General features: G+C 69.5%; 13 protein-coding genes. 3 read left to right on the top strand and 10 right to left on the bottom strand.

Translation table 11 applies throughout. The features are described 5' to 3' along the window. Positions 1-122: 122 nt before the first annotated feature. Genes BM041_RS18870 through BM041_RS18885 form a run of 4 tightly spaced genes read right to left on the bottom strand, consistent with a single transcriptional unit; the run spans position 123 to position 6,581 of the window. On the bottom strand, positions 123-1,292 hold the full coding sequence (locus BM041_RS18870) for a mandelate racemase/muconate lactonizing enzyme family protein (protein WP_092961433.1): 1,170 nt from the start codon (positions 1,290-1,292) through the stop codon (positions 123-125). 18 nt (positions 1,293-1,310) lie between these two features. Beyond that, positions 1,311-2,840, bottom strand: coding sequence for an ABC transporter substrate-binding protein (locus tag BM041_RS18875; RefSeq protein ID WP_092961434.1), 1,530 nt, complete (start codon positions 2,838-2,840; stop codon positions 1,311-1,313). 34 nt (positions 2,841-2,874) lie between these two features. Continuing rightward, positions 2,875-4,512, bottom strand: a complete 1,638-nt coding sequence (locus BM041_RS18880; protein ID WP_092961435.1) for a hydantoinase B/oxoprolinase family protein — start codon at positions 4,510-4,512, stop codon at positions 2,875-2,877. Then, positions 4,512-6,581, bottom strand: a complete 2,070-nt coding sequence (locus BM041_RS18885) for a hydantoinase/oxoprolinase family protein (RefSeq protein ID WP_092961436.1) — start codon at positions 6,579-6,581, stop codon at positions 4,512-4,514. The genes BM041_RS18880 and BM041_RS18885 overlap by 1 nt, the downstream gene beginning before the upstream one ends. A 157-nt stretch (positions 6,582-6,738) precedes the next feature. Between BM041_RS18885 and BM041_RS18890 the strand changes: the two genes are divergently transcribed. Further along, on the top strand, positions 6,739-7,554 hold the full coding sequence (locus BM041_RS18890) for an IclR family transcriptional regulator (RefSeq protein ID WP_092961437.1): 816 nt from the start codon (positions 6,739-6,741) through the stop codon (positions 7,552-7,554). Positions 7,555-7,586: 32 nt separating this feature from the next. Here BM041_RS18890 and BM041_RS18895 read toward each other — a convergent pair whose 3' ends face one another. The 4 genes from BM041_RS18895 to BM041_RS18910 all read right to left on the bottom strand — a co-directional run bounded on the left by BM041_RS18895 (position 7,587) and on the right by BM041_RS18910 (position 10,249). Further along, positions 7,587-8,078 carry a methyltransferase family protein gene (locus BM041_RS18895; protein ID WP_092961438.1) on the bottom strand — a complete coding sequence of 164 codons (492 nt, stop codon included), beginning with the start codon at positions 8,076-8,078 and terminating at the stop codon, positions 7,587-7,589. A 72-nt stretch (positions 8,079-8,150) separates the two neighbouring features. Then, positions 8,151-9,221: an amidohydrolase family protein gene (locus tag BM041_RS18900; protein ID WP_175534016.1), complete on the bottom strand. Its 1,071-nt coding sequence runs from the start codon at positions 9,219-9,221 to the stop codon at positions 8,151-8,153. A gap of 5 nt (positions 9,222-9,226) precedes the next feature. Beyond that, complete coding sequence (locus tag BM041_RS18905) at positions 9,227-9,688, bottom strand: RidA family protein (protein ID WP_092961440.1); 462 nt, start codon at positions 9,686-9,688, stop codon at positions 9,227-9,229. 45 nt (positions 9,689-9,733) lie between these two features. After that, a complete protein-coding gene (locus tag BM041_RS18910; protein ID WP_217648764.1) occupies positions 9,734-10,249 on the bottom strand; it encodes a DUF4337 family protein in 516 nt (171 codons plus the stop codon). 165 nt (positions 10,250-10,414) lie between these two features. Between BM041_RS18910 and BM041_RS18915 the strand changes: the two genes are divergently transcribed. Further along, complete coding sequence (locus BM041_RS18915; RefSeq protein WP_092961442.1) at positions 10,415-10,864, top strand: MgtC/SapB family protein; 450 nt, start codon at positions 10,415-10,417, stop codon at positions 10,862-10,864. A gap of 256 nt (positions 10,865-11,120) precedes the next feature. On the opposite strand, the gene BM041_RS18920 is transcribed toward BM041_RS18915, so the two are convergent. Beyond that, positions 11,121-12,758, bottom strand: a complete 1,638-nt coding sequence (locus BM041_RS18920; protein ID WP_092961443.1) for a GMC family oxidoreductase — start codon at positions 12,756-12,758, stop codon at positions 11,121-11,123. Positions 12,759-12,907: 149 nt separating this feature from the next. On the opposite strand from BM041_RS18920, the gene BM041_RS18925 reads away from it, so the two are divergent. Continuing rightward, positions 12,908-14,071, top strand: coding sequence for a multidrug effflux MFS transporter (locus BM041_RS18925; RefSeq protein WP_092961444.1), 1,164 nt, complete (start codon positions 12,908-12,910; stop codon positions 14,069-14,071). A 52-nt stretch (positions 14,072-14,123) separates the two neighbouring features. On the opposite strand, the gene BM041_RS18930 is transcribed toward BM041_RS18925, so the two are convergent. Continuing rightward, on the bottom strand, positions 14,124-14,372 hold a 249-nt coding region (locus tag BM041_RS18930), incomplete at its 5' end, for a transposase (RefSeq protein WP_175534017.1).

A 14,372-nucleotide genomic window follows, 5' to 3' on the forward strand; every position in this document is an offset into this window, starting at 1 on the left:
GGATCGCGTGGCAGGCCGCAAGGAAGGGCGCTTGCCGATGCTGGTTGCAACGGCAAGCGGCCTGACGCCGCGGGTGCCGCGCGAGACCGGCCAGGCGACCGGCAGATGATTGGGTTTGGACCCTAGTCGTCCAGCGCGATCTCCGCCCGCAGGAAGGGGGCGACGTTTTGCTCCACGAGGTCCACGCCCAGCCCCGGCCGATCCGGGATCGCCACGCGCCCGTTCCTCACCTGCGGCTCCAGCGGCTGGTCCACCAGATCGAAATGCGCGGGCACGCGGAAGGGGTAGAGTTCCTGGATCAGGAAATTCGGTATGCAGGCATCGACCTGCAGCGCCGCCGCGGTGGCGACAGGCCCGGCGCAGAGGTGCGGCTGCACCCGCATGTTGTACATCTCCGCGATGGCGGCGATCTTCTTCGTCTCCATCATGCCGCCGACCGTGCCGATATCCGGCTGCACGATGGACACGGCGCGGAGTTCGAACAGCCGCCGGAAGCCGTAGCGCGTGTAGAGCCGTTCGCCGGCGGCCACCGGGCAGCGCAGCCCGTCCGCCACCATCTTCATCCCCTCGGGATCGAAGGGGTCGACGGGTTCCTCCAGGAACATCAGGTCGAACTCCTCCAGCCGCCGGCCGAGGCGCAATATGTCGGCCGTGGCCAACTCCGCGCTCATATCCACCATGATGTCGACCTTGGGGCCGACCGCATCCCGCACGGCCTTCACGCGGGCCACGGCCAGATCCTCGAAATCCCGGTCGAATTCGCGGCGGGAGACATGGGCGAAGATGCCGTTGGGGTGGTTCCGGATCGGCGTCGCCAGCGGATAGAACTTGATCGCGTCGTAGCCAGCCTTCAGCGGAATCTCCGCCGCCTTCGCCGTCTCATCCGCCGTCACGGCGCGGAAGGACCAGCCATTGGCGTAGCAGCGGACGTCCTTCCGATAGGACCCGCCCATCAACTGATAGACCGGCACGCCGAGTGCCCGTCCCTTGATGTCCCACAGCGCCGTCTCGATCGCGCTGATCGCCGCATAGATGATCGGCCCGCCGCCCTTGGCCCAGAAGGTGTGGTCATAGAGGTCCGACCAGATCGGCTCCACGTCATGCGGGTCGCGCCCCAGCACGATCTTCCGCAGCATCTCCTCGATGATGGCGGCGGCGCCGGTCACGCCGATGCCATAGGCGAGCGCGGCCTCGCCCAGCCCCTGGATGCCGTCATCGGTCCAGAGGCGAAGGATGAGGGGCCGCCGCCCGTCGATCTCCGTCAGGTAGATCTGCGCGCGGGTGATCTTCATGGGGCGGCCCCTACTGGTTCAGGCGATCTCGGCGGTCTCGAAGGTCAGGCCGGAATAGAAGGTCAGCGCGCCCGGCATGTTCTTGAAGCCCGTGACCTGGCGGCGCATGGCGTAGCCCTGGCTGCGCCATGTCAGGCCCACGATCGGCGCCTGGTCGATCGCGATGCGCTCCATCTCCCGGTAGATGTCGCGGCGCTTGGCCGTGTCGAACTCCGCGCGCCCCTGGTTCAGCAATTGCGTGATGCGGTCGATCCTCAGGCCGAAGCTGCGAACATAGGAAGGGGAAAGCGAGCCATCGACGAAGTTGGCGATGCCATCGGGGTCGTTGCTGTCGGCGGCCGTGCCCATCACCGCCATGTCGAACTGGCCGCGATTGCCGATGGACACCCGCGTCGCCCAATCCGGCATGTTCAGCTCCGCCCGGATGCCGACGGCGGCCAGATGCTGTTGCACCACCTCCGCCGTGTCCTTGTGCATGCCGTATTGCGCGGTGGAGAGCAGGTTGCAGCTGATGCCGTTGGGGTGCCCGGCTTCCGCCAGCAGGCGGCGGGACAAGGCGGGGTCGTACTTCCAGCCTTCCTTGAACTCCGCATTGTAGAAGGGGCTGGATTCCGGCACCGGCAGCTGCATCAGTGGCGATCCGCGCCCGAAGAAGGCGGCCCGCACCAGCTCGTCGCGCCGGATGGCGTGCGCCACCGCGCGGCGTACCCGATGATCGTTGAAGGGAGCCCGGCTCCCGTTGAAGACCAGGAACATGAAGGCGCCGTCCACCGCATCCAGGCTCAGGCGCTGGTCCGCGGCGATGGCATCGAAGGACTGCCAGGGCACATATTCGATGAGGTCCACATCGCCCGACCGCAGCGCGGCGACGCGAAGGTTCTCATCCGCATAGGCCACGGCGCGGATGCCGCGCAGCTTCGGCAGGCCGGGGCGGAAGTAGCCGCGGAACGGCTCAAGGTCGATCGAGGTGCCGCGTTCCTGCGCCCGGATCATGAAGGGCCCCGCGCCCACGAAGGTGCCGCGCGGCGAGTTCCGGGAGATGATCGGCAGGTGGTAGGACGCCATCCAGATCGGCAGCGTCGCCACCGGTTCCTTCAGGAAGATGCGCACCGTGAGGTCATCGGGCGTCTCCACCCGCTCCACCCCCTGCATCTCGGCCCGGAAATAAGCGGTGGAGCGTTCGGCCGCGATCTGCTCGATGGTCCATTTCACATCGGCCGAGGTCACCTTCTCCCCGTTCTGGAAGCGGGCATCGCGCAGCTTGAATTCCCAGCCCTGGGTGCCGATGGGCGACCAGCTTTCCGCGAGTTCGCCCCGCAGCGCGCCATCCGGGCCGTAGGAGGTGAGGCCGCGATAGATCATCAGCTTGATCGTCGCCGCCGCCGTGCCGGTGTTCTGCCAGGGCTGGATCGACGGCGGGAAGGAGGAGAGGGCGAAGCGCAGCACGCCCCCCGTCTGAGCCCTGGCCCCCGGCATGCGGAGAAAGGGCAACATGCCCGCGGCGGCGGACCCCGCCAGGACGGCACGACGCGATGCTGACATGCTCATTGGTTCTTTCCCTTCCCTGTTTCCGGACAACGACTTACGCAGTGTGGCGATAGACCTCGCGCGCGGTGGCGGCGCTGATGGTGCCCTCGGCCAGGTCGCGGGCCAGGGCTGCGGGTGAGCGTGCTGCCGGCGGGCCGTAGCCGCCAGCGCCCGGGCTCACGATGGCGAACCACTGTCCCGCCTTCAACTCCGCATTGTCACGCTCGAACACGACGCCCGGCCCGCATTCCACCGCCCCATGCCCGCCCGGCCCGCCACCCAGCAGGCCCCAGGATTGCGAGGTGAGGCGGGAGACATCGACGCGCACGCGGCAATCCTCATCCGCGCGATACACGCGCCTGAGGCCCATGCCACCGCGGAAGGTGCCGGCGCCGCCGGAACCCTCCACCAGCTCGTAGCGCAGCAGGGTCAGCGGATACTCGGTCTCCAGCGCCTCCACCGGCAAATTGGAGGTGTTGGTGACATGCACATGCACGCCATCCAGCCCGTCCTTCGTCGCCCGCGCGCCGCCGCCACCGCCCATCGTCTCCAGGTACACCCAGATCGGCCCATCGCCCTTCCGCTGACCGATGAAGGTGGCGACGGTGCAGACGGAGTTGGAACAGGCCGTGACCCGTTCCGGCACCGCCTGGGCGAGCGCGCCGAGAATCAGGTCGGACACGCGCTGGCAGGTCTGCACCCGCCCATTCACCGCGGCGGGATGCGTGCAGTTCAGCACCGTGCCAGCGGGCGCCGTGATGGTCAGCGGCCGCGCCAGGCCGGCATTCGGCAGGATGGTCGGGTCCACCACGGACTTGACCACATAATAGGCCGTGGCCAGCAGCGCCGTGTAGGTCATGTTGAGGCCGGCGCGGAGCTGCCTCGGGCTGTCGAAATGCAGCGACATGGCATCGCCCGCCACCGTCACCGTCACCTTCAGCGGCAGGTGGGTCGTGACCTCCGTGCTTTCGAACACATCCTCGAACACCCAGGTCCCGTCCGGGATGGCGGCGATGCCTGCGCGCATCTTGCGCTCGGCGTAGTCCAGCAGCGCCGCGCCGGCGCCAAGCACGACCCCCGTGCCGTATTTCCGGCACAGCGCCTGGAAACGCTGCACGCCGACGCGGTTCGCCGCCATCTGGGCGCGCAGGTCGGACAGGCGTTCCCGCGGCACCTGGCAGTTCAGCAGGATCAGGTCCAGCACGTCCTTCTGCAACTCGCCGGCGCGATACAGCCGAACGGGCGGAATACGCAGCCCCTCCTGGTAGATGTGCTGGTGGCCACGATCGGCGAAGTCCGAATGGTGCGCCAGGTTGACCGTCCAGGCGACGATCCGGCCATCGACGAAGATCGGCTCCGCCAGCACGATGTCCGGCAGGTGCGTGCCGCCGCCGGCGTACGCATCGTTGCCCACGAAGACATCGCCCGGCTGCATCGCCGCCACGTCGTGCAGCTTCAGGATATGCGGCACGATGCCGATGAAGCTGCCGAGGTGGATGGGGATATGCTCCGCCTGGCACAGCGTGTTCCCCGCGATGTCGAAGAGCGCGGTGGAACAATCCCGCCTTTCCTTGATGTTGGTGGAGTAGGAGGCGCGGATCAACGCCTCCCCGGTCTCCTCGACGATGGAGGACAGCGCCGCGCCGATCACCTCCACGGTGATGGGATCGAGCGTCGTGACGGCGGTATCCATCAGGCCGCGACCTCCAGGATGAGGTTCAGGTAGGAATCGACCCGCGCGGTCATGCCGGGCAGGACGACGGTGGTGGTGTCCATCTGCTCGACGATGGCGGGCCCCACGAAGCGGTTGCCGGGGTGCAGCGCGTCCCGGCTGTAGATCGGCGTGGCGACGAAGCCGCCGGCCTCGGGGAACCAGACATCCCGCTTGCCGATGATGGCGCCGGTCGCATCCAGCCCGGCATCGGGGTGGGAGGCCAGCTTCGCCTTGGCGACGCGGCCCGTCGCTTCCAGGCGGAGCGTCACCAGCTGGATCGGCTCCTCCTCCGCGATGAAGCCGTAGCGCTGGCGGTGGCTTTCGGTGAAGCCAGCGGCGAGCGCCGCGATGGTTTCCGCCGTTACCGGCCCGGGCGGCAGCGCCACTGGCAGTTCGTAGTTCTGCCCGGCGTAGCGGATATCCGCCGTGCGGGTCAGCGCGCGGTCGCCCTCCGCGATCTCCTCATGCGCGAACCACTCTTCCGCCCGCGCCACCAGCCCTTCGAAGGCCGCGGCAACATCGGTGACGGAGGCCTCGGTCGCCGGCATCAGCCGTGTTGCGGCGAAGTCCGCGCGCAGGTCGGTCAGCAGCAGCCCCATGGCGCAGAGGATGCCCGGGTTGCGCGGCACCAGCACGCGCTTCATGTCGAGCTCGATCGCGAGCCGCGCCGCATGCAGCGGCCCCGCGCCGCCAAAGGCCATCAGCGTGTAGTCGCGGGGGTCATAGCCGCGCTGGATGGAGATCACGCGGATGGCACGCGCCATGTTGGCGGTGACGACGCTGATGATCCCCTGCGCCGTCTCCATCACGCCAAGGCCCAGCCGCTCCGCCATCCCCGCGATGGAGGCCTTGGCCAGTGACTGGTCGATCTTCATCCGCCCGGCCAGCAGGTATTCCGGGTTCAGCGTCTGCAGCACGACATTCGCGTCGGTCGTCGCCGGCTCGCTGTTGCCGCGGCCGTAGCAGACCGGCCCGGGATCCGCCCCGCAGCTCCGCGGCCCGACCTTCAGCAGCCCGCCGCCATCGATATAGGCGATGGAGCCGCCACCCGCGCCGACCGTGTGGATGTCGAGCATCGGCGCCTTGATGGGGTAGCCATGCACCGTGGCCTCGGACGCCAGCTTGCACTGCCCGCCATTCAGCAGCGCCACGTCCGTGGAGGTGCCGCCCATGTCGAAGGTGATGAGGTCCGGGAAGCCAGCCAGTTCCCCGATCGCCTGCGCCCCCACCACGCCCGTGGAGGGCCCCGACAGCACCGCCCGCACCGGCATCGCCGCCGCCGTGCCGAAGCCGATGACGCCGCCGTTCGACTGCGTCAGATGCGGCGTCGCCGTCATGCCCAGGTCGCGCAGCCTTGGCGTCAGGCGCTCGATGTAGCGGCGCATCACCGGGCCGAGATAGGCGTTCAGCACGACGGTCGAAAGCCGCTCGAACTCCCGGAACTCAGGGGCGATCTCATGCCCCGCGCTGATGAAGACCTCCGGCATCTCCTCCCGCAGGATCGCGACCGCACGGGCCTCATGTTCCGGCCGGATGAAGCCGTAGAGGAAGGAGACGGCGATGGCCTTCACCTCGGCGGCCTTCAGGGCGCGCGCGGCGGCCCGCACCGCGTCCTCGTCCAGTGCCAGGTCGATGCGCCCGTCATGGCGCACGCGTTCCGCCACCTGGAAGCGCAAATCGCGCGGCACCAGCGTCGGTGGCTTGTCCGCCTGCATGTCATAGAGGTCCGGGCGCTTCTGCCGGCCGATCTCCAGCAGGTCGCGGAACCCGTCCGTCGTCACCAGCCCCGTCTTCACCCCGCGATGCTGGATCAGCGCATTGGTCGCGACGGTCGTGCCATGGCCGAAATAGGTGATGGGCGCGCCGGGCTGCGTGGCCTCCGGCGCGACTCTCCGCATCCCTTCCTCGACGCCCTGGGCGATGCCGCGGGAGGGGTCGTCGGGGGTGGAGGAGACCTTCCAGACCTCGACCCGGCCGTCATCCTCGTCGAACAGGCAGACATCCGTGAAGGTGCCGCCGGAATCAACGCCGACCCGCCAACGCGCCATGCTTCGCCATCCCCAACCAGCGGCCTGACTGCCGCCGGGCATGACTATCCCGTTGCATTCTTGGGCGCGGCAAGCGCCTATTCACCGGAATGACAGTATCCGCCGCATATTCTCGCTGAACGGAAATATCGGCAGAGAATCGGAGCATTTTTGGCCCATGAGCGAAACTGGCCCCGACAGCGCCGTCTCCGGCGTCGGCCGCGTCTTCAGCCTGCTGCGCCTGGTCGCGGAAGCGCCACCGGGCGGCCTGCGCCTGACCGACATCGCCGCCCGCGCCAGCCTGCCCCGCCCCACCGTCCATCGCCTGCTGCGGGCGCTCGCGGCCGAGGGCGCGGTGGCCTTCGAACCGCGTGGCAAGCGCTACACCCTCGGACTCGACCTGTTCCTGATGGCCGCCCGCGCCGGCGATGCCACGGGGCTGCGCGACCTGGCGCGGCCGACCCTTCTGCGCCTCACGGCCTCACTGGGGGAGACGCTATTCCTGCTGGTGCACAATGGCTACGACGCCGTCTGCATCGAACGCAGCGCGGGGCCGCTGCCCATCCGGTCCTTCACCGGCGATATCGGCGGGCGCGTGCCGCTCGGTATCGGCCAGGGGGCGACCGCCATCCTCGCCTTCCTGCCGCCCGCGGAGCAGGATGAGATCGTCCGCCACAACCTGCCCCGCATGCGCGATTTCGGCGGGCCGGACGAAGCCTCGCTCCGCGCCGAGATCGCCCGCGTGCGGCGGGAAGGATTCTGCGGCGGCGCCGCGGGCCTCATCCCCGGCATGGCCGGCATCGGCGCGCCCATCCTGGATCGGGACCAACGCGCCGTCGCCGCCATCAGCATCGGCACCACGACAGACCGGCTGACGCCGGAGCGGCGGGACGTGATCGCGGAGATGCTGAAGCGGGAAGCCGCGGCCATCGGCCGCCAGATAAACCCCTTCGACCCGACCCTGCGCCGCGCCGGCGCGGCCATGGCCGGCTAGTTGTCATCGTTCCCCTAACCGGCCATGGCCGGTTAGTTGTCATCATTCCACTGGCCGAACCAGCGGCCCGTGCGGCTGCGGTAATCCTCCCAGGCCGCGCCGAAGCGGGCGGCCAGGTGCCGCTCCTCCCGCAGCACCGCCAGCCGCAGCACGGCGAAGGACGCGACGGCGGCGGCGAGCAGGAACCAGAGGTTGCAGAAGGCCAGCGCGGCACCCGCCAGCAGGATGCCGTTGCCGAGGTAGATGGGGTTGCGCGACCAGGCATAGATCCCGGTGGTGACAAGGCGTGAGGCCGGCCGGTTCGGCAGGATATTCGCCTCATGCATCCGCAGCGTCAGCACCGCGACGATGTCGAGGCCGAGCCCCAGCGCCATCATGGCCCAGCCGATTCCCTCGGCAATGTCGCCATCCAGCCACTCCGGCGCCGGCGCCACGCGCCCGAGCGCAAACGCCGCCAGGGCCGCGCCGATGAAGATCAGCGGCGGCCAGGGGATTATGTTCGGGGGCGGAACAGTATTGGGCACGGCGGGAGTTTGGCGGAAGCCGCGACTTCGCGCCACGCGTGATTTCGCGATGCAATACTCGCCGTGAAGGACCTAGGCCGCCAGCCCCGCGCCGCCAGGAACCTGGTCCAGCCGATAGGCGCGGATCGCGGTGCCGGCGAACAGCGCCGCCTTCTCCCCCTCCTCCGCCCCGGCCGCCAGGCGCTTGAAGGCGTTCCAGATGGCGGCGTAGCTGGCCATGCCCTTGTCCACGGGGAAGTTGCTCTCGAACATGCAGCGGCTGGCGCCGAACTGTTCGATCACCGTCTCCACCCAGGGCTTCCAGGCCGCTGCCAGCGCCAGGGAAGTCGGCGGCCGCGGATGGTGATGGAAGTCGTAGCCCGTCACCTCCATCGCCAGGCCGCCGATCTTGACCAGCACATTCGGCAGCTCGGCCAGGGCGCGCATATCCGCCCGCCAGGGGTCGAACACCGCGGCCCGCCGCCCCGCGAAGGGCCCGACGCCGAGCGCGCCGCCGATGTGGTTGACGATCACCGTCACCTCCGGCACCGCCCGCACCAGGGCCACGACCTCACGCAATTGTGTGTGGTAGGCCCAGATATCGAGGGTGAGGCCGAGCGCCGCCAGGCGCCTGGCGCCCACCGCGAAGGCGGGCTCCGCCAGCGGCCCCGGCGGGGGCGTGATCAGGTTGGACCGCACCGCGGGGTCGGGATGCCAGGCGGTGCGGTTGCGCACGCCGCGGAACCGCGCGCCGGCGATCGCCATATGCGCCTCCAGCACCGGGGCCACGGCATCGCCCAGCAGCAGGTCGGCGAAGCCGACGATGCCGGCGCAGGCCAGCGTTTTTCCATAAGCGCCACTCGCCGCCGCGGCGGCGACGCCGTTGACGAACTCTGTCTCACCCAGCGGCTTCAGCGCCGCCGGCCCGTCGGGGCGGTACATCGACGCGCATTGGATGAAGACGGTGGCGCGGATGTCGTGGCCGCTGCCGGTATCCCGCAGCAGGTCCGGCAGCAGATAGGTCTCCCCGTCCCGGTCCCACAGGTGATGGTGCGGATCGACGATGGGGCGCGCGGGGTCGAGGATCTCCTCCTCCCCCAGCGCGAGCCAATCCTCCCGGATCTCCACCTGCTTCGCGGCATTCAGGCGCCAGGGCGGAACCACGGCCCTCAGCCCTTGATGAGGACGACGGCCTCGATCTCCACCGCGATCCCGCGCGGCAGGCTGCCCATGCCGACCGCGCTGCGCGCCGGACGGCCATTGTCGCCGAACACCTCGACGAACAGGTCGGTGCAGCCGTTGATGACTTCCGGGTGCCCGCCGAAGTCCAGCGTGCCGCGCACCATGCCGAGCACCTTCAGGATCGTGTCCACGCGGTCCAGGCTGCCGAGCGCGGCGCGCATGTTGGTCAGCAGGTTAAGCCCGCAGAGCCGCGCCGCCGCATAGCCTTCCTCCACGCTCATCCCCGCGCCGAGCACGCCGGTGATGGAGGACCCATCCGCCCGGCGCGGCCCGACGCCGGACAGGAACAGCAGCCCGCCGCCGATCCGCCACGGCACGTAGTTCGCCAGCGGCACCGGCGGGTTCGGCAGTTCAAGGCCCAGTTCGGCCAGGCGGGCTTCGGCGGACATGGCGGCATTCTCCCTCGACGGTCGCGCCACTCTGGCGCCACGCCGTCAGAAATGCACCAGCTCCGGCGCGAAGAAACCCAGGCCCGCCAGCACCACGCCCACCACGCCAAGCCCGACCGAGCCCAGCGCCAGCAGCGGCACCGCGGTGATGATGGAGGCCGAGGCCAGCACGATCGCCACCTGGAAGGCGGCGGAGGCATATTCGTAGTTGTGGTAGGCGGCCATGTTGCGATCCCGCTTCACCTCCGCCGCCCGCGCCCGCGCCGCCAGTTCGCGCCGCCCCTCGCCGGATGACGGCTCGCTCTCCCACCGATCGGCCGCGCCGCGCCAGGCCGCCTGCTGCCGCTCGATCGCCGCGATGGCGGCGGCATCGGCGCGCAACGCCTTCTCCAGCTCCGCCTCCTCCGCCGCCGTGCGCACCACGGTCTGGCGGATGGTGCGGGCCTGGAAGAAGGCCCAGAGATTCGCAGCCTCCACATTGCGGCTGATCGCCTCGGTCTGCGCGCTCTTCGCGCCCGTCTCCGCGATGGCAAGGAACAGCGCGAGGATCGCGATCAGCAAGGCGATGCGCTTGTCACCCCCGTGATCGCCGTGATGATGGCCGGTCACTGATCAATTCTCCGCTAGGAAGGCGCGCCCCTTTGCCGAACCGGGCGCGTAAACGCAATGCGCTGTTCGTCTCGCAACCCCGGCGAAACGATGACGCCAACACGGCGTTGGCGCGCGATGAACGCCAGCGACCTGATGCCCAGCCTCTCCGGCCTCAACCTCCTCCCGCACCTCCGCGACCTCGGCATCGCCTACGCCCTGGCCTTCATCATCGGCTGGAACCGGGAGAAGGAGGATCGCAGCGCAGGGCTGCGCACCTTCCCCCTCGTCGCCGTCGCATCCTGCGGATTCCTCCAGGCGACGGAGGGCATCACCGCCGGCGGAGCTGAGGCACTCGCGCGAATCGTCGAAGGCGTCATCACCGGCATGGGCTTCATCGGCGGCGGCGCCATCCTGAAACACGGCGGCGAAGTCCACGGCACCGCCACCGCCGCCTCCCTCTGGGCCACCGGCGCCATCGGCGTGGCCGTCGCCCTGAACGCCTACGACGTCGCCCTCGTCATCTGCGGCTTCACCACCGCGACGCTGTACATCATGGCCCACCTCAAATCCCGGGAACGCGGGTGAGCGCGCGGGGGAGGCGCGCCGGTGGCCCGGGGAAGGGACGCTGTCCCTCCCCGATACCCCTTCCCTGCCGAGGGCCAGCGGGCCCTTGGAACCCATGAGATTGGTTGGTGAAGGGAGGGGCACGGAGCGCGTTCCCGGCCTGCGGTCGCGCCGAGCCCCTCCCTTCACCAACCAATAACCTCGCGGTCCAGGGGGCCGCTGCCCCCTGGCGGGGAGAGGTCTGGAGAGGGGCGAGCAGCCCCTCTCCAGGACCCACCTACGCCGCCTCTGCCGCGCTCTCCCGCCCCCGGATGAAGTCGGCCGCGCGTTCGGCGATCATCAGGGTGGTGGCGTAGGTGTTGGCCGATGGCATGGACGGCATGATGGAGGCGTCCACGATGCGGAGTGATTGCATGCCGTGGACGAGCAGGCGGTCGTTGACGACGGCGGTCGGGTCCGTCTCCGGCCCCATGCGGGCGGTGCCGATGAGGTGGTAGGTCGTGCTGCCGTTCTTCTTGGCGAAGTCCAGCAGTTCGTCGTCGGACTGGGCACTCGGCCCCGGCAGGGTTTCCCGTTCCAGGAAGCGGGAGAGCTGCGGCGTGTTCAGCATCCGCCGCACCAGGCGCATGCCGGCGAGGTGCACGCGGATGTCCATGGGGTCGGAGAGGTAGTTGGGGTTGATCTCCGGGTCCTCGAAGACATTGGTGCTGCGGGCGCGCACCCAGCCCGTGCTTTCCGGCCTGTGCTGCCAGGAACCCGCGGTCACGCCGGGGTAGTCGTCCAGGATGTAGACCTTGCCCTCGGCGTAGCTGCCGGGGGTGAAGACGCATTGCAGGTCCGGCTGGTCCAGCCCCTCGAAGCTCTTCCAGAAGACGTGCACATGGGACGGCGCGGTGGCAAGGATGTTGGGCTTCCCCATCGCCCAGCGCGCGAGCTGCGCGCCGAGCTTGAGGCCGCGGCCAAGCTGGTTGAGCGTCTCCACCCCCGGCTTGGCGCGCATCACCAGGCGGGATGCGTAGTGGTCGCGGAAGTTGGAACCCACGCCGCGGAGTTCATGCACCACCGGCACGCCGAGCCGGCCCAGAAGGTCAGCCGGCCCGACGCCCGAGACCTGCAGCAGCCGCGCCGTGTTGCAGGTGCCGGCGGAGATGATGACCTCCCGCCGCGCCATCACGCGCTTCGGGGTTTCGCCGGGGCCGTGCAGGTATTCGATGCCGGTGGCGCGCTTGCCCTCGAACAGGATGCGGCTGGCGCGGGCGTTGGTGCGGACTTCCAGGTTCGGCCGCGCCATGGCGGGCTTCAGGAAGGCGCGGGCGGCGGAGACGCGGCGGCCATTGCGGATGGTGCGCTGGTAGTAGCCGACGCCGGCCTGGTCGCCGGAATTGTAGTCCTTCGCGCGAGGGATGCCGAGGCCCACGCAGCCCTCGATGAAGGCCTCCGACACCGGATGGATCCAGTCCATGTCGGTGACGGGGATGCCGCCATCGGTCTTCCCGCGCGTCTCCCCGGAGACGCCGATGCGATTCTCGCTGCGGCGGTAATAGGGCAGGCAATCCGCATAGCCCCAGCCGCGATTGCCGCGCTGCGCCCATGAATCCAGATCGGCCGGCTGGCCGCGATTGTAGATCATGCCGTTGACGGAGGACCCGCCGCCCAGCGTCCGCCCCTGCGTCGTGCTGATCCGGCGACCGCCCGTCATCGGGATGCCCTCCGTCTTGAACTGCCAGGTGACACCGGGATCGGCCAGGGTCTTCACGAAGCCGGCGGGCAGGTGGATGAAGGGGTTGCGGTCCGGCGGCCCGGCTTCCAGCACGCAGACCGTCACGCCGGGGTCCGAGGTCAGCCGGTTGGCGAGGACGGAGCCGGCGGCGCCGGAGCCCACGATCACGTAGTCGAAGTTTTCTTCGGTCGCCATGGCGCCCCTGGTCCCAACCCTGTCGCGGGCAGGATAGGGAGGGTGGGCGCCCCCCGCAAAGATGGGGGACGGCGTTCATCGCCGCGTGATCGCCGCCCCGGGTGCCGGCCTGTCGTGCTAAGGCGGGGTGGACCTCCCCCGGACACCCCATGCCTCGTTGGCTTCCGCTCCTCCTCGGCTTCCTGACCGCCGTCGGCCCGCTTTCCACCGACATGTACCTGCCGGCCTTCCCCGCTATCGAGGGAGAGTTCGGCACGGGCTGGGGTGGCGTGCAGATCACGCTGGCGGCCTGGTTCGTGGGACTCGCGGTGGGGCAGTTGGTGCAGGGGACGCTCGCGGACCGGCTCGGACGGCGGCGGCCGCTGGTGGTCGGCACGGCGATCTACACCGTGGCCTCCATCGGCTGCGCCCTGGCGCCGGACATGCTGACCCTGTCCATCTGGCGCTGCATCGCGGCCTTCGGCGGCGCGGCGAGTGCGGTCATCCCCCGCGCCATGGTGCGGGACCTGGCGACGGGGCATGAGGCCGCGAAGCTGATGTCCCGCCTGATGCTGGTGATGGGCGCGGCCCCCATCCTGGCGCCGACCCTTGGCGGCCTGCTGCTGGTGGGCGGCGGCTGGCGGACGATCTTCTGGGCCTCGGCTTTCTACGGCGCGGCATCCTGCGTGCTGGCCTGGACCCTGCTGCCGGAAACTCTGCCCCCACACCTGCGCAGCCGGCGGTCCCCGCTGGGGATGCTGGCGGATTTCGGCCGCATCGCGACGGAACGCGGCTTCATCACCCATGCCGTGATGGGCGGCACGGCGATGTTCGCGGTCTTCGCCTTCATCAGCGGCGCGCCCGACGTCTACATCCAGCAATACGGCATCGCGCCGGCGCAGTTCGGCCTGTTGTTCGGCATCAGCGCGGCGGGGTTCATCGGGGCATCGCAGGTCAATCCCTGGCTGTTGCGGCGGCTCGGCACCCGCCGCGTGCCCACGGTCGCGTTGCAGACCAGCTTCGCCGCGGTGCTGGTGATGGTGGCCTGCGCAGGGACGGGCTTCGGCGGCTTCCTCGGCATCTTCATCCCCGCGGTGGTGGCGCTGGCGAGCACGGGGCTGGTCTTTCCGAACAGTGCCGTGGGGGCGCTGGCGCGGCATGCGACGCGGGCGGGCAGTGCCTCCGCCCTGCTCGGCACCCTGCAATTCGCGCTGGCGGCGCTCGGCGCGGCGCTGGTCGGGGTGCTGAACAACGGGACGCCGCTGCCGATGGCGCTGATGATGCTGCTGGGCGTCGGGCTGGCGACGGCCGCCGCCGGGTTCCGGCCGCGCTGAGGCGGGCGGGGGTGTGGCTTTTTAGCCACTAACCCGTTTAATACCAACGCCCTCAACGGTTGACCTGTGCGTAGTCGCGGGTGGCGATGGAGGTGATGCGGCTTGGATCGTTGATGAGGGCGTTCCAGGCATCGCAGCACGCATCGACGATAGCGTCGTAGGTTTCGTAGACCCGGTTGCTGAGCTGGTTCTGGCGCAGGAACTGCCAGACGTTCTCGACCGGGTTCAACTCGGGCGAGTAGGGCGGCAATGGTAGCAGGCTGATGTTCTCCGGGACCTGGAGCTTGCCGCCGGTCTGGTG

The organism is Falsiroseomonas stagni DSM 19981 (genome assembly GCF_900114315.1).
GTDB lineage: Bacteria > Pseudomonadota > Alphaproteobacteria > Acetobacterales > Acetobacteraceae > Falsiroseomonas > Falsiroseomonas stagni.